The organism is Parasphingorhabdus sp. (genome assembly GCF_039982395.1).
In the GTDB taxonomy this organism is placed as follows: Bacteria; Pseudomonadota; Alphaproteobacteria; order Sphingomonadales; family Sphingomonadaceae; genus Parasphingorhabdus.
Genome location: NZ_JBDWYO010000006.1, coordinates 453040 through 479375, shown reverse-complemented (window position 1 = coordinate 479375; position 26336 = coordinate 453040). Strand labels below are relative to the sequence as shown.

Sequence of the window (26336 nt, the reverse complement as noted above, 5' to 3'; positions counted from 1 at the left end):
CGGGCCTTTTTCATAGGTTTTTTCTTGGCGATTCTTCTAGGGGAGCGGGCCAGCAAAAGCCAGCTTTTCGGGTCAATTTTACAATAATATTCCGCGGCAGAAATCAGGGTTGGATTTCGGCTCCGTCCCATGCGAAAATTTTGCCGCTATCCGCGGGTCTTAGCGCATCAAGAACATCAACAAGCTGCTGTGCGGCACGATTGGAATCGAACAATTTCTCGTCCGGAACATTGCTTTGGAATGGTTTGCTGAGCGCTGTGTCGACCGTGCCCGGATGCAGAGCCACGATTATGGATCGGTCGTTCTTTCGTGACCATTCGATCGACAGATTACGGATCATCATATTGAGCCCGGCTTTTGCGGCCCGATAGCCGTACCAGCCACCCAGATGATTGTCTGATATGCTGCCGACCCTGGCCGAAAGCACGGCGAATCTTATGGCTTCTTTTCGTACCATGAGCGGAAGAAAATATTTGGCAATGAGGGCAGGGCCAACGGCATTGACCTGATAGCTTTTCAACAACCAGTCAGCATCCAATTGACGGAAGTTTTTTTCCGGACCTTTGCTATGGTCGTGGAGCAAGCCGGTGGCGACAAAAACAATAGATGGCGTAATGTTCTGATCTTGCAACCATATGGCTGCTTCTTCGATGCTTTTTTCTGACGTTATATCGACAGGTAAGGGGCTTTTTTCAGAGCGGGAGAAGCGAATAATTTTGTCAAATCGGGAATCCGCTGCAAGCGCATCGGCGACGGCGGAACCAATACCCCCGTTTGCGCCGAAAATGACGGCGGATTGTCCGATCATCTGCGGATGAAGCGGAGGCTGTTATCGGTACTACTCTCTGCATCAAAGCGATAGCCGTCATGGTCAAATCCCTTGAGCGCGTCCGGATCGGTGAGATGGTTCTCGCATATATAACGTGCCATCATTCCGCGCGCGCGTTTGGCTTCAAAGCTTATGAACTTGGGGCCATCCGGGCTGTCTTTGCGAAAATCCACTTCAATCACTCGCCCAAGCAGCTTTGCGACATGGGGTTTTACAGAAGCCCAATATTCATTGCTCGCCAGATTGACGATGGTTTCGCTACCAATTTGTTCAAGGTCCGCTGCCAAAGCTTGGGCAATTTTGTCTTTCCAGAAATCCGTAAGCTTATTGTAGCGCGGGGCCCATTTTGTGCCCATTTCCAAGCGATGCGGCCGAATGGGGTCGAAAGGACGGAGCAGCCCGTAGAGGCCGGAGAGGATACGCAAATGGTCCTGTGCGAAAGACATCGTGTCTTCGCCCAGGCTCTGCGCTTCAAACCCTGAATAGACGTCTCCATTATAGGCATAGATCGCAGGGCGTTCTGGCTGATCGAAAAATGCACTATATCTTTGTCGGTTGAGGGCGATCAAATTGTCGGAGACCGGCATGATGGTCTGGAGCTTCTTCTTGGTGAGATTGCCTATCGCGTTCGCGAGCTTCTCCGTTTCTGCAGGAAAGCGGTTTTTTGTCGACGCTGTCGCAGGAATGGCGGACTCAAAATCCAGAGATTTGGCGGGAGAAATGATTGCAAGCACGCGATTTTACCTCATTATACGATATGGGGTGCTGAACAGCGACCCTGGACGGCAATTGTTCAACCCCTATTCAGCGGATTTACCCTAGAAAAGCGGTGAAAGCTTGGTAATAGGGCCAAGATTATATGGTGCAACCATATTCCGGAGAACCCGTTTCTCCCAATTTGTAAATCATCCGGAGGATATTCATGCGTTTTTTATCTAATTTTTCCATGGCCATTGCGTTGGCAACCGCTGGCACGCTCGCATTAACGGCGATGCCACAGGATGCTCAAGCCGCCAAAAAGAAGAAAAAAGACAAAGGCTCTGAGATCAAAATCAGCAAAGAAATTCGGCCAAGAGTGGCAGAAATTCAGACCGCAATGGCGACAGAAACGCCCGAGACCGCGAAGCCGTTGATCACAGCGCTGCTCGCGGAAACTCTGGCTGCTGATGATCGCTTTGTGGCCGGGCAATTGGCTATTCAGCTTGGCGGTAAATTGAAAGACACGGCATTGCAGGAGCAAGGCATAATTGCTTCTCTTGACAGCGGCCGCACCGCCGCTGAGCAGTTGCCAGCGTTTAACTTTTTTGCCGGTAATTTTGCATATGGTGCAGAGCGTTGGGCTGATGCCGCAACCCGGTTCCAGGCCGCCTATGACCTTGGTTATCGCGCGAACAATATCGAGCCGTTGATGGCGGAGACCTTCTTTAAACGGAAACTCTATCCACAAGGTTTGGCAAAATGGGACGAGATTCTCAACAATGCCAATGCTTCTGCGACCAAGCCGCCAGAATCATGGTATCGTCTGGCTCGTGACCGGGCGCTGGCAAGCGGCGACAAGGGGCTTTATGCAACTTGGGCTGCAAAATGGGCGGCAGCATATCCTTCTGGAGATTCCTGGGGTGATGCGGTCGCGGCAAGTCGTCGGACATCGCAATCTGATAGCGTTCAGAACCTTGAAGTTCTACGTTTTATGAAAGCCACGGATTCGCTGAAAACGGCTCGTGACTATCAAGAATTTGCCGAAGAGGCTCAGCGCAAAAATCTGTTCGGTGAAGTGGTCGCCGTCTTGGAAGAAGGGCAAAAAAAGGGCTTGATCAGTTCGTCTAACCCGCTGATCTCTGAAGTTCTGGCTCCTGCTAGGCGTGAATTGTCGGCAGACCGGGCGTCGCTTCCGAAGCAACCTTCGGGTGTCCGTGGATCCGGCAGCAGCTCTGTGATGATGAATTTTGCTGACGTTTGGCTGGGCTACAAAGACTTCGGCAAAGCTGTGGCTTTTTATGAAGCCGGACTTGCCAAGCCTGGCGCGGATATCAATCGCGGCAATATGGGCATTGGTACTGCCCATGCTTATGCCGGGGATCTCGCAGCGGCAAAGCAGTCCTTTGTTAAAGTCTCGGGCACCCGTGCACCACTGGCTGCCATGTGGCAGACCTGGATCGGCCAGCAAGCGGCTCAAGCCGCACCGGCCGTTGCTCCAGCAGCGGAACCAGCTACCTAAGCTGTCGAGTGAGATTATTATAGAAAGGGCGCCTTTGGCGCCCTTTTTTATTCCTGAATGGGAACGCCCGGTAAATGTTTGGCAGACCGGATCGTGAGTGATGTTTTGACGCTAGCCACATTGGGGGCCGAAGTCAGTTGACTGGTCAGAAAACTCTGAAATTGTTGCAGGTCTTTCGCGACGACTTTCAAAATAAAATCAATTTCACCATTCAACATGTAGCATTCGCGCACTTCGGGTAGTTCTTGCACATGGTCTTCAAAAGCCTGCAAATCCGTTTCGGCCTGACTCTTCAAGCTAACCATCGCGAATACCGTGATTGTATAACCCATTTTGGCTGGATTTATGGCTGCGTGGTAGGATTCTATTACTTTTTCGTCTTCCAGTGCGCGCATGCGCCGCAGACAAGGCGGCGCTGTTAAGCCAACGCTATTGGCAAGTTCTACATTGGTAATGCGACCATCATCTTGCAGGCGTTGCAAAATTTTCAGATCAATTTCATCGAGGTTTGTATCAGCCATAGAGGTGTAATATCCGTTCGCGAATCATTTGATCGTTATAATATAATAAGCAGACCAAGCAATGCTTTCTCCTTTGTCCCACATTGTGACGCGACATTTTGTTTGCTTCCAGTCGATCGATGAAAAGGTTATCACCCAGTTAACAGTTGTACAAAAACAACGATTTTCAGGATCTAAAATTGCGCTTCGATGACCGTCTGAATACCGTGCTCAAGGGGAGCCTGCCGGAAGGCCCTGCCGCAGCGATGCAATGGCGGCAGGTGATCGATCTATTGGCGCAGAAACCTGGCGACTTGGGCAATCAGGACGTACAATTGGGTTTGACTCGATTACGTGACCTGCATGACCATGTTTCCGAGCAGGATCGGCTGTCTGCGGTGCAATCACTGGCCGGTCGTCTGCGATCCGCTCCCTTGCTGGTCTATCTAAGCGCTGATACCGATGCTGTTTGCGATGCGGCAATGACATCGGCAGATTTGACGCCGGAAATTTGTGCCGATGCGTTTCCTAGACTGTCGCCGCGGGCACAAGCACGTTTGCAAACCAAGGGCAGTGCGATTGTCGATGACCAGTCGGATGAGGCACCTCCTGTTGTTGAACACAAGACGCCTCCGGTGGAGCAAAGTTCGGGTCAGGACATTGCAATCGATTCTACTGAAATTGCCAATAGTGATCCCGCCGAACATCCAGAAGGATCCCAGATAAGAGCTCTGGTCGAAAAAATTGCCGATTATCAGAAAAATCGACCGGTCGATCCGCCAAGCGCGCCGATCGACAATGGCGGCAACAAGAGCTTCTTTGTTGAGTCGCTAGAGTCCATTAGATTTGAAACCGACGAAACAGGAACTGTCGTCTGGACAGAAGGACCGCCCAAGGGCGCCATTGTGGGTGTTACCATAGCCCAACCGGCTTTTGATGAAGGGCCTGGCCCAGACGCTTATGGTGCGGCAGCCTTTCGGCAACGCATGCCGATGGAAAATGCCCGTATGCGGTTGCGCGGGGCGGCTATCGTCGCGGGCAATTGGCGGATGAGTGCAATTCCGTATTTTAGTGAAGAAACCGGACGTTTCGAGGGCTATCGCGGCATTATGCGACGCCCGAACGTGGCAGAAGACGCCGGTCACAACGGTATTGATGTCGAGCGCCGCGAACAGTTGCAGCAGCTGATCCATGAATTGCGTACGCCTCTCAATGCCGTGATCGGGTTTAGCGAGATTATCGAACAACAGCTGTTCGGGCCGGCATCCCATGAATATCGCTCACTGGCGCGCAACATCATGGACGAAGCGCGACGACTGTTGGCAGGGTTTGAAGATCTGGACATAGCCGTAAAGGTCGATTCAGGACAATTATCAGAAGTCGCCGGAACCACGCAGGCGGATTGGCTTTTTGACCGGATGACCCAGCGATTGCAGGGGCTAACCCAGAGCAAAGTGGTCGACCTCAATATCAACAAAGCAGAACCGGTTCGGCCATTCGCGCTAGACGGCGAGTCGGTTGAACGGATTTTTGCCCGATTGTTGTCCGCTGCGATAATCTCGTGTGAAAATGGCGAGTCTCTGGACGGCGAATTGCGAACACGAATCGGCGTCCAGCCAACAAACCAGTTCACATTATCGCGGCCATCGCGGATCAAGGATATTGCAGAAAATATCTTGCTTGACCCATCACAGGGTATTGACGACGAGGGCGGTGAATCCTCGCTTTTGGGGCTTGGTTTCTCTCTACGGCTCGTACGGAATCTGGCTCAATCGGCGGGCGGTTCGCTGACCATTAGTGAAGACAACATTGCCTTGACCCTACCGGCAGCGGCGACTAGCAAAGCCGATATTCGGGAAACCGAACTAGAATAGACAACCTGTAAGCAGCACAGTTTTTGACTGTTTTGGACGAGAAGTCGCTGTCAGATACTTCTGCACGGGAAAGCAAGCCGATGAAAATCGATAGCCCTGACCAGCATGTCATATGGCCAGACAAATTTGGCAGACATTTTTTAATCTCGATCGACACGGAAGAAGAATTTGACTGGAATGCGCCGTTCCAGCGTGATGGGCACACGACCATTTCGGTTCCGATGTTGAAAAAATTCCAAGAATTTATCGAGAAATATCGAATCAAACCGGTCTATTTTATCGATTATTCGATCGTCGAAGATGACGATGCCGCATCCTTTCTTCGGGCCGTCGCGGAGAATGAATCCGCCGAAATCGGCGTTCACCTTCATCCCTGGATCAATCCACCGTTTGAAGAAGAGGTCAACAATTACAACAGCTTTGCGGGTAATTTACCGAAAGAACTGGAAGAAAAAAAGCTTGTGGCACTGCGCGATGTGATTCGCGATAAAATCGGTGTCACGCCGACCATTTATCGTGCCGGACGATATGGCATTGGTCCACATACAATGGACCTTTTGCTCAAACATGGTTTTGTGATGGATAGCAGTATCCGGTCGGGTTTTGACTATAGTGGTCAGGGCGGCCCGGACTTTTTGGGGGTTGGCTCGGAGCCATTCTGGTGGGGAGGTGACAACAAACTTCTCGAAGTGCCTCTGACAACGGTCTATTCCGGTCTTTTGCGCAAGCAAGGGCGCTTGGCGGCGCCGATCATGCAAAAGTCGCCATTGATTTCGGCAGTTTTGTCTAAAACGCAGATGATCGGGCGCATTCCGTTGACGCCGGAAGGGGTTTCCGCCCGCGAGACCAAGGAAGCGATAGATATTGCGTTGGACGATGGCTTGCGGCTGTTGGTTTTCTCCTTTCATTCTCCCTCTCTGTCCCCTGGACATACGCCCTATGTCCGGACGGCAGAAGATCTTGATGGCTTTTATGATTGGTGGCGCGAGGTTATAGAACATCTCGAGATGCGGGGCGTGAAACCGATTGATATCGACCGATTGGTGAAGGCTGCATCCGGCGTTTAGATATAAACACCATCAAACCGACGAATCGCGATGATCGTTCTTGCCAAATCATAACAGCTTCCGCTATCGGACCGTTCCAATGAGATTTGCCTGGAAAAGCTGCTCATAAGGGCCTGTAGCTCAGTTGGTTAGAGCTGGCCGCTCATAACGGCTAGGTCGGGGGTTCGAGTCCCTCCGGGCCCACCATATTTTTTCAGATGCCGTGAATCGCTCGCCTTGTGAGCAGCGGCAAAAAGAAGCGTGAAAAACCCTTTGCTTTTCGTAAAAGCACCGCCTAGGGGAAGCGCGCGTCGGGGAGTGGCGCAGCCTGGTAGCGCACCTGTTTTGGGTACAGGGGGTCGCAGGTTCAAATCCTGTCTCCCCGACCATTTTTTAAACGGAATGCTGCGCTCCGTTTTCCATGGCAATAGCCACATTATTGGCTAGTTGCCGCTGGATACCATTTTCCGCCAGAGCCTATATCCTTTATAGACCAAAATTATGCACAGGCATAATAGCACCGAGGCTATCACCAGCGCCACGATGGGATTGGCGAATGCCAGGAAAAGCAAGCCGCCGGTTGCAATGTCTTCGCCGGTCGAGACGACGGCATTGCTCACAGGTTCCGGACTGGTGTTGACGATGGCGCGGGCACCAGCCTTAGCACTATGGCTCATCAACGCAGCGCCACCACCCAATAAAAAAACTATAACCTGCCAAACCGGGTCGCCGGCATCCACCACTGCCAGTGCCAAAAGGGCACCACCCAGAGGGCGAATCGCGGTGTGGATCGTGTCCCAAACACTGTCGAGCCAGAGAATCTTGTCAGCGAAAAACTCGGCCACTGCGCCAAGGGCGCTAATGCCTAAGACCCAAGGGTTGGCGAGGGCGTCGAGGATTTGCAGGTTTTCGGGTAGACTAATCCATTGAAGCCGCATCGCCAGGCCCGTTATAAAAACGGTCAGATAGAGGCGCCAGCCTGATATCAAGCTAACGCTGCCGGCCAAACCCAATAGCTCTACAATCCCCATATAACGACCCTGCCATGTTGGCAGAAATTTGGCAAATTGGTTTCGGCCTCGCGCTATCAATCAAAACACTTGGCAAAGCAGCTGCTTGCTGGTCATATGAATATATGGACACATCAAATAGCAACAGCGACGCGCCCGCCATGGATGCAATTACGGGCAAACCGATGCCTAGGCCTATTCCCGCATCAACGCTTGTCATATTCCGTGATCAGCCAGGGAGCAGTGCACCTGATCTCTTGATGGTCGAACGGTCGGCAAAAATGGTCTTTGCTGCCGGTGCCGCTGTTTTTCCGGGGGGGCGGGTCGATGATGCAGATTTTGATTTCGCTAAGGCGCTCGGTCACGAGGATCACGAGGAATATGGCGCGCGGATTGCCGCTATTCGGGAATCGATTGAGGAAACCGGGATAGCGGTCGCAGTGGACGGCAACCTTGATGCCAAGCGCGTTTTGGAAGCTCGCAATGCTTTGCATGACGGCACGATACTCGCAGAGATATGCAGCCAGTTTGATTGGCAGCTGGAGCTTGAAAAACTCATACCATTTTCCCGCTGGTGCCCGCCATTTGCGGAAAAGCGGGTTTTTGATACCCGCTTCTACATGATATCCCATGATGATCATCAGGCGCAGGCGACGGTTGATGAAACCGAAAATTACAATCTTTTCTGGGGCAATGCCCAATCCGTGCTGGATCGCGCCGAAGCCGGGGAAGTGAAGATCATCTTTCCGACTAAACGGAATCTTGAGCGGCTTGCCCAATTCGGATCCTTTGACGAGGCCGTTGGCCATACGAGGGATTATCCCTCGGTCATGGTTTCTCCTCATATCGAAAAACGCGAGAATGGCGTCCATCTGTGCATTCCGGAAGGCATTGGCTATCCGATCACGTCAGAGGCTATGGAGGCCGTTCAGCGGGGTTTTAGCAAGCAAGGCGGTCCAAAAGAGGGCCAATAGTCTGACGCAAAAGCGCAGATTGATCTATGGACTTGTCATACCGATAAATTATACAGACCTTATGTGGGATCAAAAATAGAAGGAAAATGCGACATGGCTTCTCAGGCAACCTTTACCAAGATGCAAGATGGAACACACGAAGAGTGGAACATTATTGGCGCAGCCCACAAAGAAGAATTTAAGAATACCGCGGATCGCTTTATCGATATGCTGAAGTCGCTAGAGCAGCACACGCTTGGCTTTGCCTGTGATCAGCTGCAACATTGCTTGATGACGGGCACGCTTGCTCGCCGGGCAGGGGCTAGTGATGAGGAAATCGTTATCGCTCTTTGCCATGATATTGGAAAAGCAGTGAACGTCCCCAATCATGGACCTATCGCTGCGGAGATGATGCGGCCATATATTAGTGAAGGCAGCTATCAGGTAATCCGCAACCATCAGGCGTTTCAGGGCGAACATTATTATCATTATATGGGCGCGCCGACGGACCTGAGAAAGCAGTGGGTCGATGAGCCATGGTATGATCTGGCCGTTAAGCTGGTCGATGAATGGGATGCCCCGGCCTTTGATCCCGATTTCGAGGTCGATTCACTGGAAAGCTTCGAACCTTTGATGCGGAAGGTCTTCCACGACAATCCGATTGCGATTGGATAGTCCAGCTTTCGGGCGTTCTGAGTTTGAATTGAGCCATATTCAGTTGACCGTTGATTGCCAATGGACGGTTTCTCCACATTGATATTGATGCAGCGGTTCAACCTGTTGAATCGACATGAAGAATTGACTCTGTTCGGGTCAAAGAGACAGATTATAGTCACGCAGCATCGATGGTTTTCTCTAACAAAATACAGCTGACTAATGCTCCTCACGAACCATTTGTTGAATCTGATTCGTGGAGGGATGGCTATAATCACTCCGACTATGATGCCTCTGGTTTTTTGATCCAGCATAGCCATGCGGCTCACACCGTCGGGAACTGAATTCACGCCCCAGGGATACTCGGCATTGATCTTTTCAATCCCTAAAACCGCCCTGTTTGGACCAACAACCTGCCGGAGAGCGTTGGCGAGCTGGATTAACGGATCCAAATCGGCTGAAGCCTCATAATGTTTCTGTGTACCAGGGAGAGATGGTGCGCCCGGCAGGACTCGAACCTGCTGCCTCAAGATTAGAAGTCTCGCGCTCTATCCAGATGAGCTACGGGCGCACAATCAGAGAGCGCTTTAGCGGTCTTTTGAGCGGCTGCAAACTTTGATCTGCGTGGGTCGGCCATAAATGTTGAATTGTCGCAATGCTGGGTTAAGAACAGTCTATGAACAATAACCCTATCCAACGGACATCCGCTTCCAGCCAGACCGGCCATCGGTTCCGATATTATGATTTCGTGATGGCAGCTTTTGTGACGGTGTTGCTGCTCTCCAATATTATCGGCGCGGCGAAACTGACCTATCTGCAGATATCCTGGTGGCCGGACGGATGGTGGCCGGCGGCCGACGGTCTTTTCATCTATGGAGCCGGCATACTTTTCTTTCCTATCGGCTATGTCATTGGTGATGTGCTGACCGAGATATACGGCTTTGCGAGAGCCAGGCGGGTTATTTGGACCGGCTTTGCCGCATTGCTGTTTCTCGCGCTGATGAGCTGGGTGGTGGTCAAACTGCCGCCGTTTGACGGATGGCTATGCCCGCCCGCCAGCGACGCACTGCGGTTCGCCGATCCCACCATGCCGGATAACAAGGGCGCGATCTGCCAGCAGAATTACGAAGCTGTGTTCGGCAGTGCCTGGCGGATCGTTATCGCCTCGATCGTCGCTTTCTGGGCCGGTGAATTTGTGAACAGCTATGTGATGGCGCGGATGAAGGTTTGGACGCAGGGCAAAGCGCTTTGGAGTCGCACCATTGGTTCGACATTTGTCGGGCAGGGTGTCGACAGTTTAATTTTCTATCCGCTGGCCTTTTTGGGCGTGTGGGAAACATCGGCGGTCGTGAAAGTCATGGTCACCAACTGGCTTTTGAAAGTGCTTTGGGAGGCGCTGTTGACACCGGTAACATATATAGCTGTCGGATGGCTTAAGCAGCGCGAAGGCGTTGACGTCTATGATGAAGATACCAATTTTACGCCATTCAGCACGTCGTCTTGATTTAGTGCAATAGGCTCTTTTTCTCTGCGGACCGCGAAATCACAAAAAAAATTAGCGCAAGAACAGCAAGCAATATTGGCATTGTCCAACCCTGTTCGGACATAAATTCCCGATAACGGTCAATGATGAAATAGCTGCTGACCTGAACAAGCACCCCGAGCAACGAAACGAGAAACAGGCGAACCGCAATGCGCTTGCGCACAAGCAAGGCTATGGAAGCCGCCAGGCCGGCAAAAACAGCTATGGCAAATGCCGCTGATACCCAGACAGGCTGGCTGGCAAGCAAGTCTTGTTGAACCTCTGGCAGGGCCGCGAACTGCTCGGCGCTCATGGTGACTTGTTGGAAATAAGCGAATACGCCCAAGGCATTCCATATCAGTGCGACGACGCCAAATACCCAAAACCAGATTGGTGCTTTGTTTGTTTCCTGCATAATATAGCTCCCATCCCCTCGTTCTTCTTCATTCTGACGTTATGCCTGAAAAGCATCAAATGAAACCAGTCTGTAAGTGATTATAGCAATCAGTATGGCAATATAAATCAATTTAGACGATGGAAAATCTGCTGCTATTGATCTGCTATCGAAACAAATGGAGTTAATGATGATCGGTAGAAATGTCCCCCAAGTTACTTTGAAAACCCGCGTTCGCGATGAATCTGTGGAAGGCGAAAACCCTTTTCGCTGGCAGGATGTGAACACCAAAGACCTGTTCGCTGGCAAACGGATCGCGATCTTCTCTCTTCCGGGCGCCTTCACGCCGACGTGCTCAAACGAGCAATGTCCGGCGTTTGAACGTCTCTATGACGAGTTTAAGGCGCGTGACGTTGACGAGGTCTATTGTATTTCGGTCAACGATGCATTCGTGATGTATCAATGGGGCAAGTCCCTGGGGCTGGAAAAGGTGAAACTGCTTCCTGATGGATCAGGCGATTTTACCCGCCGCATGGGCATGTTGATCAAGAAAAACCATCTCGGCTTTGGCGATCGCAGCTGGCGCTATTCGATGATTGCCGACGATGGCGTGATCAGCGCATGGTTTGAAGAGCCGGGTATCAACGACGATGGTGTCGACAATGATCCCTATGTCGAATCAACGCCGGAGAATCTGTTGAACTGGTTGGATGAAAACGCTTCAACTTAAGGCTTTGACCAGCAAAACAAACGAACCGCGAGCGAGAAATTGCTCGCGGTTTTCTATTATGCCATGAGCGGAGCTTATGGAGCGTCTTAACAAACCTATCATCATGACGGCGCAAATGGGCAAGGCGGATGCCGCTTGGGCGGATAGCCAGCGCAAATGCTATTTCCCGCCGGAACGCAACGTTGTTGCGGCGCATATCACGCTTTTCCACCATCTGCCGCCGCAAGCTTTGGATGAGATCAAATCATCTATCGTTGAATTGACCAGCAGCATGCCGAAGCCTGACGCACGGCTTTCCGGCCTGATACATCTGGGGCGCGGTGTTGCTTATCGTTTGGAGTCACCACAATTGTTGGCGATGCGAATGGAACTGGCCGATCGTTTTGCAGGATTGCTCGTGGCCCAAGATCAGCAAACTCCAAGATTGCATATCACCGTCCAAAATAAGGTGATTCCCAGAGAGGCGAAGGATTTGTTCGAAGAGCTATCCGCCGAATTTGAACCCCGGTCCTTTATCATTCAAGGCATTGGGCTGCATTATTATCTCGATGGCCCTTGGCAGATCATCGGAGACTGGTCCTTCCGCGGGCGCTAGCTTGTCCCGACTTCCTTGATTGGAATATCGCTATTGGCAATTTCTTCCTTGTCGAGGCTCAATCCCTCGATCACGGCTTTGCGGCCTTGGACATAGTCTTTGGTAGCGTTGACGCAATCAAGCGCCACAACTTTGTCATCGCGATAGTAGATGACTGAAAAACTGCGTGAATCGGGATCTCCGCGTACGACACTGCTGTCATGGCCGGTTGAAAGACCAACGGTTTGCAATTTTAGATCATATTGGTTCGACCAGAACCACGGCACCGTATTATATTCGGTTTCTTCACCGAGAATGTCTAAGGCAGCGACCTTCGCCTGGTCATTAGCATTCTGGACCGATTCCAGGCGGATCATCGCGCCGTCGGCAAATGGATTGCTGTGCGCCGCGCAATCCCCGATAGCATAAATATCTGCCAGACTGGTTCGGCAATGCTGATCCACATCTACGCCATTTCCGGTCGCCGCGCCTGCCGCTACGAGCGGTCCGGTTTCGGGAATGATGCCAATGCCAACGACGAACATATCGCCGTCCAACGATCGTCCATCCGCCAGGTTCACTGCGGTTGCGATGCCATCCTCGCCGGTTTCAAAACCAGCGACAGTTGCTTCCAATTCTATCGTGACGCCATGACAGCGATGCTCGTTTTCATAGAAGCGAGACAGCGCTTCGCCAGCCACCCGGGACAAAACCCGGTCGAGGGATTCCACAATCGTGACCTGCTTGCCCAATTTGGTCAGCACAGCGGCCGCTTCCAGCCCGATATAGCCACCGCCGACCACGACGACCTTATTGACCGTCGGCAACGCTGACATGATCTTGTCGACGTCGGCGCGGGAACGGACAGCATGGATGTTGCGCGCCTGACTGCCGGGACAATCGAGCATGCGCGGAGAACCGCCCGTTGCCCAGATCAGCTTGTCATAGCTAATCTCATCATCCGACGTCAGAGTGACCTTTTTTCCGACAGGATCGAGCTTTGATACTCTGCGACCTGTCAGCAGATCAATATTGCGTTCGCCCCAGAAGCTCTCGGGCCGCAGCAAAATCCGCTCAAATGGCTTGTCGCCAGCAAGATATTCTTTGGAAAGGGGAGGGCGTTCATAGGGCGGATATTTCTCGTTTCCGACCAGACCTATAGAACCTTCAAACTTCTTTTGGCGCAAAGCAATGGCGGCTTGTGCGCCTGCGTGGCCGGCGCCAACAATCAATATGTCATAAAATGCGTTCATCTTTGCCCCTTGGTGCCACATATCGGCCTATAAAACGTGCTGTTAGCGCGGATAGCATTGGCCGTGCAAGTTTTAGCGTATTTCTGTCTTCATGTTGTTGACCAGACCGGACGCTGTGACTATAGCGCCGCCGTCCAGACAGCGTTTCGTGACGATTTTGATGATCGCCGAGACCGGATGGCGGAGTAGCTCAGGTGGTTAGAGCAGTGGAATCATAATCCATGTGTCGGGGGTTCGAGTCCCTCCTCCGCTACCATTTTAGAAATGGCAGAAATTCGCCTATGCTGGGCAGAGATTATTCTCGATTAAACTAGCTCAAGCGTCGTGAAGCTTCGGCTTTACTTCCCTGCAATTTTTTTCAAATCCTGCAGTTGGTTCTCTATCGATTGCGCTTCCAAACATTCAACCAGCTCGTTGGCGCTCATCGGCATGCCAAAGAGATACCCTTGTACAGACTGGGCACCCACGCGTTTGGCCATGATCAACTCCAACTCATTCTCGATACCTTCAAGAAGGCATTCAACATCCAGTGTTCTTGCCATTCCTGATAGGGAATGCAGAATTTTCTCGGTCATCGGATCGGTTAGGTTTTGCATGAAGGAACGGTCCACCTTGAGCTTGCTTATCGGCAATGTTCTCAGATAGTTGAAATTGGAATATCCGGTCCCGAAATCGTCAAGCGCGACGGGATGGCCAAGTTCCGTCAGACGCAGCAGATTGTTGCTGGCTTTTTGAGTGTCGGCCATCATCGCCGTTTCGGTCACTTCAAATTCAAGCAATGAGGGTTCAAGGTCGCTGTCTTTGATCATTTGAATGATCTGATTGATGATCTGATCGGAAATCAGATCATGGCCGGACAGGTTGATCGAGAGCGGGATGGGCGCTTGCCAGCTTTTGAGTGCCGCGATGGCCTTCTCAAGCACTGACAACGTAATGCTTGCAATCAAGCCACTTTCTTCTGCAATTTTGATGAAACGATCGGGCCCTATTTCACCCAATATGGGGCTATCCCAACGGGCGAGAGCCTCAGCGCGGGTAATTTCATTCTGTCCCAATGAAAATTGTGGCTGGAAGAGCAGTTCAATCTCTGCATCAAAATCTGCAACGCGCAACGCCTGTTCAATCTTAAAACGTTCTGCCGCGTCCTTTGCATGTTCTTCCCGGAAAACGATCACCCGGTTCTTGCCATGTCGTTTGGCGTGCAAAAGTGCATAGTCGGCGTTGCGGATTATTTGCGTGTCGGAAAGGTCTGGGATGATCTGATGACAACCGATCGATCCCGATATTTGAATAAGCCGGTCTTCAATCTGATAGATTTCTGCAATGATTTCGAGCAGGCCCTGGCACCAGGATTCGACGATTTCTTTTTTGGCATCACTGAATAGAATAACATTGAATTCGTCACCGCCGGTGCGACTGACATGGGCATCGCCATCACAATAGTCTCGCAATCGCGATGCCACCGCCTTTAGCAGCTCGTCACCCATGATGTGACCATAGCCGTCGTTCACGGCTTTGAAGCCATCCAGATCGAGCAAGATCAACCAGGAACCGCCGGTTGTATCCGATTCCAGCTTATATGTCGTGAGCGTTTCAAAAAAAGCTCTTCGGTTTGGTAACCCGGTCAAGCTGTCCGAGAGTGATCTCTGACGCATGGTTTCACCAATTTTTTGTGCCTCTTTCAATCCGATTTCGGCTTCGAGCTTTGCGGAAACGGCCAAGCCGATGGATCGCCGTAAAAAAAATGTGATGGCAACGGCGCTGAGCGCTGCCGCAAAGGAAATAAATCCATAGACTGCGAGCTGATTAATGTCGTGGATGAGAAGCTCATAAAATAGTCCGCCAAGCACGGAAGTGAGCGACAGGATGGCCTGTCTCATGCTGACGCTAGCAAAAGCGAAGACCATGGCCATCATGATGAAATAAATGAGCTTCGCCTGCGCAAATTCAATTTGCAGCGCAATCATGACATTGGTGAGGACGAGCAAGTTGATAAAGCAGGTCAAGGCTTCCATCTTCTCGATCGGCAACGGTTCCCGCAAGATGTACCACGCGAATATGGTAGCAATGCTGGCGGTTATGGACGCTGCCGCCAAGATCACGAGATTGATTCCGTCAAGCGCCAAAAAATGGGCGGCAGTCATAATCAGGTAGTAGACCGCAGCGACGCCAAAATAGCCCCGGATTATGGGCCTATATGTCTGGGCAACGATCGTATCCGTATCCGAACCGTTGGAGGACGGCGCGTTGTCGATAAATTGTCCAAACATGTGCCACCCTCCCTCATCACACGGGTTTCCAGAGTATTGGTTTTGCGATGAAGTTGCGGATCATCTCTGCAACAAGTCAAACCCGTCTGGTCTCCGGTTCGAAAGGACCGATATCCTCAAATAATTAACAAGCACTTGGGAGAGAACAAGGTTTTACATGTGGAGATAAACTGATCTATGTTGATACGTACGTTTCTGAACTGCAGAGGTTTGCAAAAGACGTCCAATCCTATGTGCCCCAAAGCTCTTCAAATTTGACCAACAGCGGCGAAAACTGGACCGAAACCAGAGATCGCTCTCGATCAGGCTTTTGTCGAAAGCCCCGCGGCCAGCTAGAATAATAGATGATTGTCCTCCTATTTTCCGGTTCAAAATGGGATTAGATCGTTGGATTGGAAAAGTTCCTTTTCCTGCCCAAATATATTCTTGGCATATCTAGCTCGTGATAGGTCTTGCCTACCGGTAGTGGGCATCCCTATTTGCTAATGACAGAATCATCATCAGGAATGAACTATGGCTGAAACGCATCGCACTAAAATGCTCATTTTGGGCTCTGGACCCGCCGGATTGTCGGCCGCCATCTATGGTGCCCGCGCCGGGATGGAGCCGATTGTGGTCCAAGGTCTGCAGCCTGGCGGTCAGTTGACCATCACCACCGATGTCGAAAACTATCCCGGATTTCGTGATGTCATCCAGGGACCGTGGCTGATGGAAGAGATGCAGGCCCAGGCCGAGAAAGTCGGAACACGCACCATTTTTGATACGATTGTAGACGTCGATTTCTCCAAACGTCCGTTCCGGATGACTGGCGATGGCGGCGACATATATGAAGGCGACACTCTGGTCATCGCAACCGGAGCGCAGGCCAAATGGCTGGGTCTTCCAGGTGAAGAAGAATTATCTGGGAAGGGCGTTTCGGCCTGTGCGACCTGCGATGGTTTTTTCTACCGCGGCAAAAAAGTTGCGGTTATTGGCGGCGGTAATACGGCGGTGGAAGAAGCGCTCTATATGACCAATCATAGCGATGATGTGACGCTGATCCACCGTCGCGATAGCCTGAGAGCCGAGAAAATTCTGCAGGACCGGCTATTCGCCAACCCCAAAATTTCTGTGCTGTGGAATCATAATGTCGAGCGCTTTGTTGGCGGCGGCGATCCTCTTGGCCTTGTTGGACTCGATCTAGTTGACACTCAGACCGGTGACAAAAGCCATTTGTCAGTCGATGGTGCCTTCGTGGCCATAGGGCATGCGCCAGCAACAGAGATTTTCAAAGGCCATCTCGATTTGATCGACGGCGGATATATTGAAGTCGAACCGGGGACTCCGAAAACCCAAATTCCAGGACTATTTGCCTGCGGTGACGTCATGGATCATATCTATCGTCAGGCCGTGACGGCTGCGGGCACCGGCTGCATGGCAGCGCTGGATGCGGAGCGGTTTCTGGCGGAACAGGAATTTGAACTGATCGCAGCAGAATAGTCAGACGGACCGCAGGCGTTCCAATAATTTTTGCGTGAGCCAATTTTTGGCTTCGACATCCGCAAAACTGTGAGAAGCGCTGTCGAGCGTCTCGACTGAGATGCTGGATTGCCGGCGGAGTGCTTCGAAATCTTTGCTGTTCCAAGCGGCGAGAAAAGCCCGCGCGGTTGTATCGCGTTTTGCGAGCAATAGATCTGCTCTACCGTTCAACGCGACAAGAGCATCGCGCAATCGTAAGGATAGCCCACTATTTTCTTCTGAACGAGAGGCCTGCCTCAAACCTTTGAGAAGTTTTTTAAGGTCGATTTTGCCTGAGAAAAGGTCAATGATTGTCTTCGGGTTTTTGATCCGGTCCCAGTATCGCGAGCGGATGGCAGCAGCAGACGGAACCGCTGCTTCCGTCTCTGGTTCATTGTCAGTTTCGATGACCCATGGATTGGCCAATATGTAGCCATCAACGCCAGCATCAGGGCCGAACAAGGCCAAGGAGGTTGCTGCGTCACAATTGCCGAACGCGAGGATGGTCTTGATTTGTGGCTGTTGCTCACGGAAAAATCGAACCGCCACCGCAATTTCTTTGGCACTGCCAAGAAACTCGTCATTGTGACCGGTGCTTTCGCCAATCCCGCGCCGGTCATAGCGAAGAACAGGAAACCCTTGCTCCGAGACCTGCAAGGCCAATTGGGCCATACCGCTATGAGCCCCGGAACGAATTTCATTGCCGCCGCTGACGATCAACAATGCGGTTGTTTCTGATCCGGAATCCAAAGTTGCGCCAAGCGTGTCTTCTCCGCATGGATAATGATGAAAGCTGCGCGTCATAGGCCTAGCCATTCATTGATATCCTGAGCGATGGCGGCAGACATGGCGGGATCCTCATCGGGTTCGGCGCGGAGCCATAGAGCCGATCCTTGGATTTGTCCGTCACAGGGCTTGTTGTCCGAATCCAGACGGACGATCCGTTGCTTTGCCAATGCCGGTATTCCGGCGCTATTGAGCTGTTTAAAGAGGTCGGAGCCAACTATGTTCCCCGCGAGTTCGAGAGGGTTTGCTTCGGCTCGACTGGTCAGTTCGGCGACGCTTGTGCTGAACCCGGATTCCTTATCAGAGGCAACCTTGGTTCGAAGCATCGTTCGCAGGAGCGTCGCGCCTTTTACCGGGTTGAAAATCCAGTGACTGGCAGATGGCAGGCCGGCAACCGCCAGAACTCCGCCCCGGAAGGAGGCAATATGGGAAATATCATTTTGTTGTGCGCAGGCTTTGACGGCGTTTTGCCAGTCGGACAGGGTGACCGTTTCCAGGGCTACAAAGCTCTCATTGGTGCCAGGAAGGTCAGGAAGAAAGCTTCCGATATCGAGCGCTTCGAGGGAGTGCATGACATCGACCAGCATTTTGCGCATGCGGTTCATTTCGTCAAATAGGGGTGGAACGAGCAGGATGCGGCGCAGAGACTGGGCCCCGGCGCACAAGCAAAGTTCTTCGCGGCCCGCAAATTCGTAAGAGACGAATGCGGGAACCGGGTTCACTCTGTGACTTTCGTCTCAGCGAAAGCGACCAGGTTGCCAAAGGTTTCAAACAGTTCACCGTCGACTTCATCATCTTCGATCATGATATCGAGACGATCTTCCAATTCGGTCAACAACCCGGCAACGGCCATGCTATCCAACTCCGGGAGAGCACCGAAAAGCTCGGTTTCAGCGGTGAATTCCGCAACCTGCTCTTCGCTCAGACCCAAAATGTCCCGCATTACGGCACGCACGGCGGCTTCCGGCGTTAACTCGACCTCATTTTGCATTCATAAACCCCCGAATTCCGGATAACGGCGTTTCCCTAGAGCGAAGCACGCTTTCCGGCAAGGCCAGAGGCGTAGTGTTTCAAAATTGGTAGCCAGGACAATGGATTGTTGGGCCAATAGAACTCTAGCCGATAGCGATCCCGGACATCTTCCATCCACTCGCGTTTATAGCCATCATTGCCGGTGCCAAAGTCGATGAGGTTGACGTGGTCGATATCGATCACATGCTGGAACATAGCGACAGAAAGTAAGGTTCCAGGCGACGATTTTGTCGCATCTTCGATATGTGCCAGCTTGTGGATCAAGGCTTCGCCATTTTCCACCGTCCAAAATTGCGCTGCAACCGGCTCGCCATCGATATAGGCCAGGCCGAGACGCATACAGCCGGCGGCGGCTTCATGCTGCGCAAGTTTTTTCAGAAAGTCCGGATTGCCTTCTTCGGGCTTCCAGCTGCGCTCATAGACGGAAACATAGTCGTTCCAATCCTCGTCGGAAAATTGCTTTTCAATTCTAACGGACACCAGGTTTTTCTTGGCCTTACGCCGCACGGTGTTGCGCAGTTTGCCCGGACGATCGCCCCAATATTGATCAAATGTACGGCCGTTGACGTTCAAAATATGGTTATCATCGGCCTTTGACCGGAACACCACCCAACCGGCTTGCTCAAAGGCTCGCTCGGTAAGGCTGGCTGCCGAATCTTCGTCCGGAACCGGTGTAATTTCAATGTGATGGGAGTTGGATTTCAGCTCTTTTGCGATTTTTGTCAGCAATGCCAATTTGGTTACTTCATCATATTCACCCGGAAAAATTGGGCGAAAGGTGAAATTGTACCAATTGGCCAAAGCCGCGTGGCTGCGCAGGCCGGTTTTGATGAGGAACATCCACGCCTCGGCTTCGCCTTCACGGCTATGGACAATCAACGGAGCTTTGTCAGGCAGGCAGAGTTCATGAAGTTGCCGGAGCCATTCGATCCTATCAAACAGCGATTTCTGGACCGAGCGGCCCAATTTTTCTCCGGCAATGGCTTGCACAGACTGAAAATTACTATGATATTCGCTGGTCATGGCTAAGGTCGTGTCTGTCACAAATCTACTCTTTTTCCTATAGGTCAACGCAATTGAACATTGATCCCAAAAACGCTGCTTTTCCTTTGGACCATCTGGCGATTGGAAAGGATCCACAAGCAAGCGCCCTCGTGACGCGTGCGAACACCCTTAACTATAAAATGTTAAATCATCGTGTTGGTTTGTTGGCTGCATGGTTGCAGGGGCAGGGGGTCGTCCAGGGAGACCGTGTAGCGACATGGCTGCCGAAGACCGAATTGGCCTGTATCATGCCGCTCGCCGCGGCGCGCGCTGGGTTGGTCCACGTCCCGGTAAACCCGCTGCTCAAGCCAGCTCAGGTTGTGCATATCATTGCCGATAGTGGCGCGAAGCTGTTGATCAGCAATGCTGGTCGGTTGAAAACGCTGGCAGACAGCCAGATCGCTCAGGATTGCAGCCTTTTGGAGGATAAATTTGTTTCGGAATCGCTCGATTCCGTTGTGACTCCATTGGAGCCCAGCGCCGCGACGACCGATACCGATGATCTGGCAGCAATCTTGTACACAAGCGGTTCCACGGGGCGTCCCAAAGGGGTGATGCTAAGCCATGCCAATCTGACGCTGGGCGCGCTTAGCGTCGCTGAATATCTGAAACTGTCTGCCGGCGACCGCACCATTTGCGTTTTACCCCTGAGCTTTGACTATGGACAAAATCAGCTGCTTTCCACTTGGGCCGCAGGCGGATGTGCGGTGCCGCTAGACTATCTGACACCACGTGACGTCATGAAGGCATGCGCACGAGAACAGATAACGACTTTGGCAGCTGTCCCGCCGCTCTGGGTGCAATTGGTGGAGAATGAATGGCCCGAGGAAGCGGCGTCGTCGATGCGTCGGCTGACCAATAGCGGTGGTGCGTTGACCCCGACATTGGTCAAGCAGTTGCGGGCCATATTTGGATCAACCACGGATATCTATGCGATGTACGGACTGACGGAAGCTTTCCGATCAACCTATCTTGAACCCGCTCTGATCGACGATAATCCTACGAGCATGGGGACTGCTATTCCTTTCGCGGAAATTCTGGTGGTTGACGAAAACGGTGCAATCGCAGCGCCGAATCAGCCGGGTGAACTGGTTCATTGTGGGCCGTTGGTGGCAAAAGGCTATTGGAACGATCCCGAACGGACAGCAGAAAGATTTAAGGACGCGCCGGCGGTATCGCAATATGATGGCACTGCGGTTTTCTCTGGAGATACCGTCAAGCGCGGTGAAGATGGGTTGCTATATTTCGTCGGCCGGGACGACTCGATGATCAAAAGCTCGGGCAACCGGATTAGCCCGACGGAGATCGAGGAAATAGCTGTGGAATCCGGAATGATAGCGGAAGCGGTAGCCCTAGGCGTGCCGGACGAACGTTTAGGCCATGCGATTCGACTGTTTGTTAGACCGATCGAAGCAGAAGAGGAAAATGCTGCAATCAAGGAGCAGCTTGGAAAATATCTGAAGCAAAATTTACCGAATTTTATGCATCCACGGGATATTGTCCCGCTTTCTGAATTTCCCAAAAACCCAAATGGAAAGCTGGATCGCAACGCATTGACCAGCATGGATATCGAATGATCAAAACGAAGCCAACGGGACCTATCCCATCGGGATATTCCTCTGTCGACGGTGAACTAGCCATTGGCGGGCAGAAAGCCAGTGCGCTGGTTTCAGAAAACGGATCCCCGCTATTTGTGTATTCAAAGAAGGCGCTGGACATGCGGATGACGCAATTGCGAGCGGCAATGCCAGACCAACTTGATCTGCATTATGCGATGAAAGCCAATCCATTCCCGCCTTTGCTCCGTCACATGCTGCCATTGACCGATGGTATCGATATCGCATCGGGTGGCGAGTTGCGGATTGCGCTGGATGCGGGAGCCGCTGCGGAAAAAATCAGTTTTGCAGGGCCCGGAAAGCGGGATGATGAGCTTGAGCAAGCGATCCAGGCCGGTGTGACGATTAATATAGAATCCCCCACCGAATGCGATCGGGCGCTGGCTATCGGCGCACGGCTGAACAAAAAGCCACGCCTTGCTATCCGTGTTAACCCCGACTTTGACCTCAAAGGGTCAGGCATGAAAATGGGGGGTGGTGCCAAACCGTTCGGGATGGACATTGAATTGGTTGCTCCAACGGTCAAACGGATATTGGAAGCTGGAGCCGTTTGGCGCGGCTTTCATATTTTTGCCGGTTCACAGGCATTGAGCGCGGATGCGATTATCGAAACCCAGGCACAAACATTGGACCTTGCTGCCCGTCTGGCAACGGCCATCGGACAGGCGCCGGCGCATATCAATCTAGGCGGCGGAATCGGCATCCCTTATTTTCCAGGTGACGAACAGGTCGATATTGCCAAGGTCGGACAAGCTCTTGCAATCAAGTTGAAGCAACTGCCGGACATTTTGTCTTCGACACAGTTTGCCATCGAGCTGGGGCGCTATCTTGTTGGTGAAGCGGGTGTCTACTTGACTCAGATTGTAGATCGCAAGGAAAGCCAAGGTCAGGTGTTTCTGGTGACTGATGGGGGATTGCATCACCAATTGGCGGCCAGCGGCAATTTTGGAACGGTGGTGCGGCGCAACTATCCAGCGGCGATCGCCAGTAAATTTGACGCACAGGCCGACGAAACCGTGTCCATAGTCGGTTGCCTTTGCACCCCTTTGGACCGATTGAGCGACAATGCTGCAATGCCAAAAGCTGACGTCGGTGACGTCGTCGCAATTTTTTGCGCGGGTGCTTACGGAGCCACGGCAAGTCCCGCAAATTTCCTCGGTCAGGGGCCGGCGGAAGAGATATTAGTTGAATAGTTACAACGGTCTTAGCTGCCGTCACATGTTTGATTCCGTTAATATCAAATTCATCTAATCCTAACGCTATATTCACTATTTTCTAGCATAGCCATCTCGTGACTTTGTGCGAATTGCCCGTTTTCCGTTGGAATTCGAGCATTTTCCAAAGATTAAAAACGAGGTGAGTACAATGCGTTCTGCTATTAAAAACAATCGCTTGGCTAAATTGATGGTCGGTGCCGGAATGGCATCCCTTGCCGTTGTGGGTTGTTCAGGAAATTCTAGCGGCCCACAATTGCCGCCCGCTTCCTTTGTATCCATGCAGGAAGGTCCTGGAGAAGAATATGTAATCGGTCCGCTGGACGAGCTAACAATTTTTGTTTGGCGCAATCCCGAACTGGGCGCGAAGGTCCAGGTCCGACCGGATGGACGTATTACCACGCCCTTGATCACCGATATGCCCGCGGTTGGGAAGACGCCCGCGATGTTGGCGCAAGATCTGAAGCTGCAACTGTCTCAATATATCAATGAGCCGTTGGTTTCGGTTATCGTCAACAATTTCTCTGGCACTTTCTCGCAGCAGATCCGTGTTGTCGGTGCCACTGAGAAACCGGCATCTATTCCATATCGTGCCAATATGACGTTGCTCGACGCGATGATCGCGGTTGGCGGACTATCCGAATTTGCTTCTGGAAACAAAGCGCGTTTGATTCGCTTCAATCGCGGCACTGGCAAGCAACAGGAATATGCACTGCGCATTGGTGATTTGCTCAAGAAGGGCTCAACCCGCGCCAATGTCATGCTGCGTCCGGGTGATGTCATCATCATTCCAGAAAGCATGTTTTGAACCGTTTCCGCTCCATCTAACAGGAATTGAAAAGACCCATGAACGGCCTTTATGACGAATTTAGAATAGCAGTGCACAGCGTCTGGAACCGGCGTTGGTTAGCGCTGGCTGTCGCATGGGGGCTTTGCCTTGTGGGCTGGCTTGTCGTCGCGCTGATTCCCAATAGCTATGAATCACAAGCGCGGGTGTCTGCCGAGATGCAATCCATATTGTCTGATAAGGTCGGTGTGGACGCGCGCGAGCGCAAAAAGAATATGGAGCGTATTCAAGAGACGCTGACTTCAACCATCAATCTTGAAAAAGTGGTTCGCGGAACCGCTTTGAACCAGTCTGTTGCAACCGACCGGGAGTTGGCGGGCAAAGTCGAAATGCTTCGGAAAAATATCACGATCAAGTCTGAAAAAGACAATCTGTTCGAGATTACGGCAACATCCTCTGCGAGCAATCTCTCCGATGCGCAAAACGCGGTTCTAGCGCGCGACATTGTTCAGAAAATGATCGACATATTTGTCGAAGAAAACCTCTCCGGTGACCGCGCTGAAACAAGTCAAACCATCAAGTTCCTCGACGCGCAACTCGCCCAGAGGGAAAAAGAGCTTCAGGAAGCGGAGCAGAAACGGGTCCAGTTTGAGACTGAAAATCTGGGTTTGCTGCCAGGAATCGGATCGATCAGTCAGCGGATTGCTGCCGCTCGCGCCGAATTGGGGCAGATCGAATCGCAGCTTAGTCAAGCCTCGGGCTCTTTGGCTGCTTTGAACGGCCAGCTTGCTGGCACCCCATCGTCAATCTCGACGCCAGGTTTCAGAAGTCCTAGCGCTGGCGGTGCTCGCGGCCAACTCGCACAGGCGCAAGGCAAGCTCGCTTCCGCTCGTGCGCGGGGCTGGACAGATAGCCATCCCGATATTGTCGCAATGCAAAATGAAATTGCGGCCCTTCGCGTTCAAGCTGCCAAACAACCAGCCAGTGGCGGCGGCGGATATCGTACGCCAAATCCCGCTTATAGTTCGCTTCAAAGCATGCGTGCGGAACGGCAAGCATCTGTTGCAGCATTACAAGCGCGGAAAAATGCGCTGCAGGCTGACATGACAGAATTGGTGTCTAAGCAATCAATGGAGCCGGGTGTCGCAGCAGAAATGTCACGGATCAACCGGGACCATGAAGTATTGAAAAGCCAGTATGACAAGCTGCTAACGGACCGGGAGCAAATAAAACTGCGCGGTCAGGTTGAATCAGAAACCGATTCCGTCAAATTTCTGGTTATCGATCCGCCATCCAGTCCGCGATCTCCAGCCGCGCCAAACCGGCCGCTGCTGCTCGCTATGGTCTTGTTTGCTGGCATTGGCGGCGGTGTCGGCGCAGCATTTGCCCTGGGCCATTTGCAAACCAGCTATCCGACCGCAGCAAAACTGGAGAAAGCCAGTGGCCTTCCGGTGATCGGTTCTGTGTCGCAGATTCTGACCAACACTCAGCGGGGCTTGCGCAAGAAAAAACTGCGTGTGTTTTACGGCACAAGTGTCGCGCTCTTTGGTGTTTTCGGAATGCTGATGATCGTCGAATTTATCCAACGCGGCATGGTCGCCTGAGGGATTAGATATGAACAAATACAGTCCTCCCAGAAAATCAAGTTCGTTGCTCGAAAGGGCAGGGGAAATTTATGACTATATTCCCGCTGTCCGGACCGGCGAAACGCAGGGCGTTTCCCGGGAGCCGATGCGGCGCGAGAATCCTGTAAACCAGATTACACCGTCTGCGCCGCGACCTGTCTCGGTCTATGATGGGCCGCGCGTCATTGTCGATCGAGATAAATTACGGGAAGCGGGTTTTATCGTTCCTGACGGACCTGTTACCGGGATCTCGGAAGAATTCCGGATCATCAAGCGGCAGCTGCTTCTGGCTGCTAAAGGCAACGATAAAGTCGCACCGGTGCGGCATGGCGAGCGTATTTTGATCTGCTCTGCCCATCCGGACGAGGGCAAGACATTCTGCGCGTTAAACCTGGCGCTTTCGATTGCTGCGGAGAAGGATAACGAAGTTCTGCTCGTCGATGCAGATTTTGCAAAACCTAGCATCCTATCGAGCCTTGGCCTGGAAGGCAGCAAGGGTCTTATGGATGCTTTGGCTGATCCAGATTTGCCGGTCGAAAACTGCATCATCCACACTGATATTGCTGGGCTAGCAATCTTGCCCGCTGGTGATCAAACCAATGCCGATACGGAATATCTAGCGTCTTCACGGACCGAGCAAGTGCTCAACCGTCTGACCCAGAATAACCCCAATCGCATTGTTATATTTGATTCTCCGCCCGCCTTGTCGGCGTCGCCTGCTTCGGTGCTGGCAACGCATGTCGGACAGGTTCTGATGGTGGTGAAAGCTGACGAAACAACCGAAACTGCTCTGCGCGATGCGTTGAGCCTCATGGTTGGATGTGAACATATCCAACTGCTCCTGAACGGCACCAAATTTTCGCCAACGGGAAGACGTTTCGGATCCTATTACGGATATGGAGAATAGA

Annotated in this window: 25 protein-coding genes and 4 tRNA genes; 17 read left to right on the top strand and 12 right to left on the bottom strand. The window is 52.0% G+C overall.

Features of this window, described 5'->3' with window-relative positions; translation table 11 throughout:
* Window positions 1-103: 103 nt before the first annotated feature.
* Window positions 104-808 carry an SDR family NAD(P)-dependent oxidoreductase gene (locus ABJV08_RS12500; RefSeq protein ID WP_348037875.1) on the bottom strand — a complete coding sequence of 235 codons (705 nt, stop codon included), beginning with the start codon at window positions 806-808 and terminating at the stop codon, window positions 104-106.
* Window positions 805-1563, bottom strand: a complete 759-nt coding sequence (gene yaaA / locus ABJV08_RS12495) for a peroxide stress protein YaaA (protein ID WP_348037877.1) — start codon at window positions 1561-1563, stop codon at window positions 805-807. Before yaaA ends, ABJV08_RS12500 begins: the two co-directional genes overlap by 4 nt.
* A 188-nt stretch (window positions 1564-1751) precedes the next feature.
* On the opposite strand from yaaA, the gene ABJV08_RS12490 reads away from it, so the two are divergent.
* On the top strand, window positions 1752-3047 hold the full coding sequence (locus ABJV08_RS12490) for a hypothetical protein (RefSeq protein WP_348037879.1): 1296 nt from the start codon (window positions 1752-1754) through the stop codon (window positions 3045-3047).
* Between the two features lie 47 nt (window positions 3048-3094).
* On the opposite strand, the gene ABJV08_RS12485 is transcribed toward ABJV08_RS12490, so the two are convergent.
* Window positions 3095-3568: an Lrp/AsnC family transcriptional regulator gene (locus ABJV08_RS12485; protein WP_348037881.1), complete on the bottom strand. Its 474-nt coding sequence runs from the start codon at window positions 3566-3568 to the stop codon at window positions 3095-3097.
* A gap of 179 nt (window positions 3569-3747) precedes the next feature.
* Between ABJV08_RS12485 and ABJV08_RS12480 the strand changes: the two genes are divergently transcribed.
* The 4 genes from ABJV08_RS12480 (at window position 3748) to ABJV08_RS12465 (ending at window position 6856) form a co-directional block, all read left to right on the top strand.
* Complete coding sequence (locus ABJV08_RS12480) at window positions 3748-5421, top strand: histidine kinase dimerization/phospho-acceptor domain-containing protein (RefSeq protein ID WP_348037883.1); 1674 nt, start codon at window positions 3748-3750, stop codon at window positions 5419-5421.
* 80 nt (window positions 5422-5501) lie between these two features.
* Entirely contained in the window at window positions 5502-6488 is a 987-nt protein-coding gene (locus tag ABJV08_RS12475; protein ID WP_348037885.1) for a polysaccharide deacetylase family protein, read from the top strand.
* A 109-nt stretch (window positions 6489-6597) separates the two neighbouring features.
* Window positions 6598-6674, top strand: a tRNA-Ile gene (locus ABJV08_RS12470).
* Window positions 6675-6779: 105 nt separating this feature from the next.
* Window positions 6780-6856: transfer RNA gene (locus ABJV08_RS12465), tRNA-Pro, on the top strand.
* A gap of 54 nt (window positions 6857-6910) precedes the next feature.
* Here the strand turns inward: ABJV08_RS12465 and ABJV08_RS12460 are convergent.
* Window positions 6911-7498 carry a DUF4126 domain-containing protein gene (locus ABJV08_RS12460; RefSeq protein WP_348037887.1) on the bottom strand — a complete coding sequence of 196 codons (588 nt, stop codon included), beginning with the start codon at window positions 7496-7498 and terminating at the stop codon, window positions 6911-6913.
* 104 nt (window positions 7499-7602) lie between these two features.
* Here ABJV08_RS12460 and ABJV08_RS12455 point away from each other — a divergent pair, with 104 nt between their 5' ends.
* Complete coding sequence (locus ABJV08_RS12455) at window positions 7603-8451, top strand: NUDIX hydrolase (protein ID WP_348037889.1); 849 nt, start codon at window positions 7603-7605, stop codon at window positions 8449-8451.
* A gap of 93 nt (window positions 8452-8544) precedes the next feature.
* Complete coding sequence (locus ABJV08_RS12450) at window positions 8545-9105, top strand: HD domain-containing protein (RefSeq protein ID WP_348037891.1); 561 nt, start codon at window positions 8545-8547, stop codon at window positions 9103-9105.
* Window positions 9106-9578: 473 nt separating this feature from the next.
* Here ABJV08_RS12450 and ABJV08_RS12445 read toward each other — a convergent pair.
* Window positions 9579-9655: transfer RNA gene (locus ABJV08_RS12445), tRNA-Arg, on the bottom strand.
* Between the two features lie 105 nt (window positions 9656-9760).
* On the opposite strand from ABJV08_RS12445, the gene ABJV08_RS12440 reads away from it, so the two are divergent.
* The gene (locus ABJV08_RS12440; RefSeq protein WP_348037893.1) at window positions 9761-10588 is read left to right on the top strand and encodes a queuosine precursor transporter; all 828 of its coding nucleotides are present in this window, start codon (window positions 9761-9763) and stop codon (window positions 10586-10588) included.
* A gap of 1 nt (window position 10589) precedes the next feature.
* Here the strand turns inward: ABJV08_RS12440 and ABJV08_RS12435 are convergent, their stop codons facing one another.
* The gene (locus ABJV08_RS12435) at window positions 10590-11021 is read right to left on the bottom strand and encodes a hypothetical protein (RefSeq protein ID WP_348037895.1); all 432 of its coding nucleotides are present in this window, start codon (window positions 11019-11021) and stop codon (window positions 10590-10592) included.
* A 169-nt stretch (window positions 11022-11190) separates the two neighbouring features.
* Between ABJV08_RS12435 and ABJV08_RS12430 the strand changes: the two genes are divergently transcribed.
* The gene (locus ABJV08_RS12430; protein ID WP_348038212.1) at window positions 11191-11730 is read left to right on the top strand and encodes a peroxiredoxin; all 540 of its coding nucleotides are present in this window, start codon (window positions 11191-11193) and stop codon (window positions 11728-11730) included.
* Window positions 11731-11806: 76 nt separating this feature from the next.
* Window positions 11807-12325: a 2'-5' RNA ligase family protein gene (locus ABJV08_RS12425; protein WP_348037897.1), complete on the top strand. Its 519-nt coding sequence runs from the start codon at window positions 11807-11809 to the stop codon at window positions 12323-12325.
* Here the strand turns inward: ABJV08_RS12425 and ABJV08_RS12420 are convergent.
* Window positions 12322-13557, bottom strand: a complete 1236-nt coding sequence (locus ABJV08_RS12420) for an FAD-dependent oxidoreductase (protein ID WP_348037899.1) — start codon at window positions 13555-13557, stop codon at window positions 12322-12324. The two genes, ABJV08_RS12425 and ABJV08_RS12420, sit on opposite strands and share 4 nt — an antisense overlap.
* Window positions 13558-13736: 179 nt before the next feature.
* Here ABJV08_RS12420 and ABJV08_RS12415 point away from each other — a divergent pair.
* A tRNA-Met gene (locus tag ABJV08_RS12415) sits at window positions 13737-13813 on the top strand.
* An 82-nt stretch (window positions 13814-13895) separates the two neighbouring features.
* Here the strand turns inward: ABJV08_RS12415 and ABJV08_RS12410 are convergent.
* Complete coding sequence (locus tag ABJV08_RS12410; protein ID WP_348037901.1) at window positions 13896-15827, bottom strand: EAL domain-containing protein; 1932 nt, start codon at window positions 15825-15827, stop codon at window positions 13896-13898.
* A gap of 513 nt (window positions 15828-16340) precedes the next feature.
* Between ABJV08_RS12410 and trxB the strand changes: the two genes are divergently transcribed.
* Window positions 16341-17306, top strand: coding sequence for a thioredoxin-disulfide reductase (gene trxB / locus ABJV08_RS12405; RefSeq protein ID WP_348037903.1), 966 nt, complete (start codon window positions 16341-16343; stop codon window positions 17304-17306).
* On the opposite strand, the gene ABJV08_RS12400 is transcribed toward trxB, so the two are convergent.
* The 4 genes from ABJV08_RS12400 to ABJV08_RS12385 are packed head-to-tail and all read right to left on the bottom strand — an operon-like array spanning window position 17307 to window position 20186.
* Window positions 17307-18140 (bottom strand): hydrolase 1, exosortase A system-associated, encoded by an 834-nt coding sequence (locus ABJV08_RS12400; protein WP_348037905.1) that lies wholly within the window; start codon window positions 18138-18140, stop codon window positions 17307-17309.
* Window positions 18125-18832, bottom strand: coding sequence for a hypothetical protein (locus ABJV08_RS12395; RefSeq protein WP_348052423.1), 708 nt, complete (start codon window positions 18830-18832; stop codon window positions 18125-18127). The genes ABJV08_RS12400 and ABJV08_RS12395 overlap by 16 nt, the downstream gene beginning before the upstream one ends.
* Entirely contained in the window at window positions 18829-19101 is a 273-nt protein-coding gene (locus ABJV08_RS12390; RefSeq protein ID WP_348037909.1) for an acyl carrier protein, read from the bottom strand. The genes ABJV08_RS12395 and ABJV08_RS12390 overlap by 4 nt, the downstream gene beginning before the upstream one ends.
* Window positions 19102-19136: 35 nt before the next feature.
* Window positions 19137-20186, bottom strand: a complete 1050-nt coding sequence (locus ABJV08_RS12385) for a GNAT family N-acetyltransferase (protein ID WP_348037911.1) — start codon at window positions 20184-20186, stop codon at window positions 19137-19139.
* Between the two features lie 32 nt (window positions 20187-20218).
* Here ABJV08_RS12385 and ABJV08_RS12380 point away from each other — a divergent pair, with 32 nt between their 5' ends.
* The 5 genes from ABJV08_RS12380 (at window position 20219) to ABJV08_RS12360 (ending at window position 26335) form a co-directional block, all read left to right on the top strand.
* Entirely contained in the window at window positions 20219-21763 is a 1545-nt protein-coding gene (locus tag ABJV08_RS12380) for an acyl-CoA ligase (AMP-forming), exosortase A system-associated (RefSeq protein WP_348037913.1), read from the top strand.
* Window positions 21760-22995, top strand: a complete 1236-nt coding sequence (locus tag ABJV08_RS12375; protein ID WP_348037915.1) for a pyridoxal-dependent decarboxylase, exosortase A system-associated — start codon at window positions 21760-21762, stop codon at window positions 22993-22995. The genes ABJV08_RS12380 and ABJV08_RS12375 overlap by 4 nt, the downstream gene beginning before the upstream one ends.
* A 184-nt stretch (window positions 22996-23179) precedes the next feature.
* Entirely contained in the window at window positions 23180-23824 is a 645-nt protein-coding gene (locus ABJV08_RS12370) for an XrtA/PEP-CTERM system exopolysaccharide export protein (protein ID WP_348038214.1), read from the top strand.
* A gap of 38 nt (window positions 23825-23862) precedes the next feature.
* A complete protein-coding gene (locus tag ABJV08_RS12365; protein WP_348037917.1) occupies window positions 23863-25407 on the top strand; it encodes an XrtA system polysaccharide chain length determinant in 1545 nt (514 codons plus the stop codon).
* A gap of 10 nt (window positions 25408-25417) precedes the next feature.
* Window positions 25418-26335: an AAA family ATPase gene (locus ABJV08_RS12360; protein WP_348037919.1), complete on the top strand. Its 918-nt coding sequence runs from the start codon at window positions 25418-25420 to the stop codon at window positions 26333-26335.
* The last annotated feature ends 1 nt before the right edge of the window (window position 26336 follow it).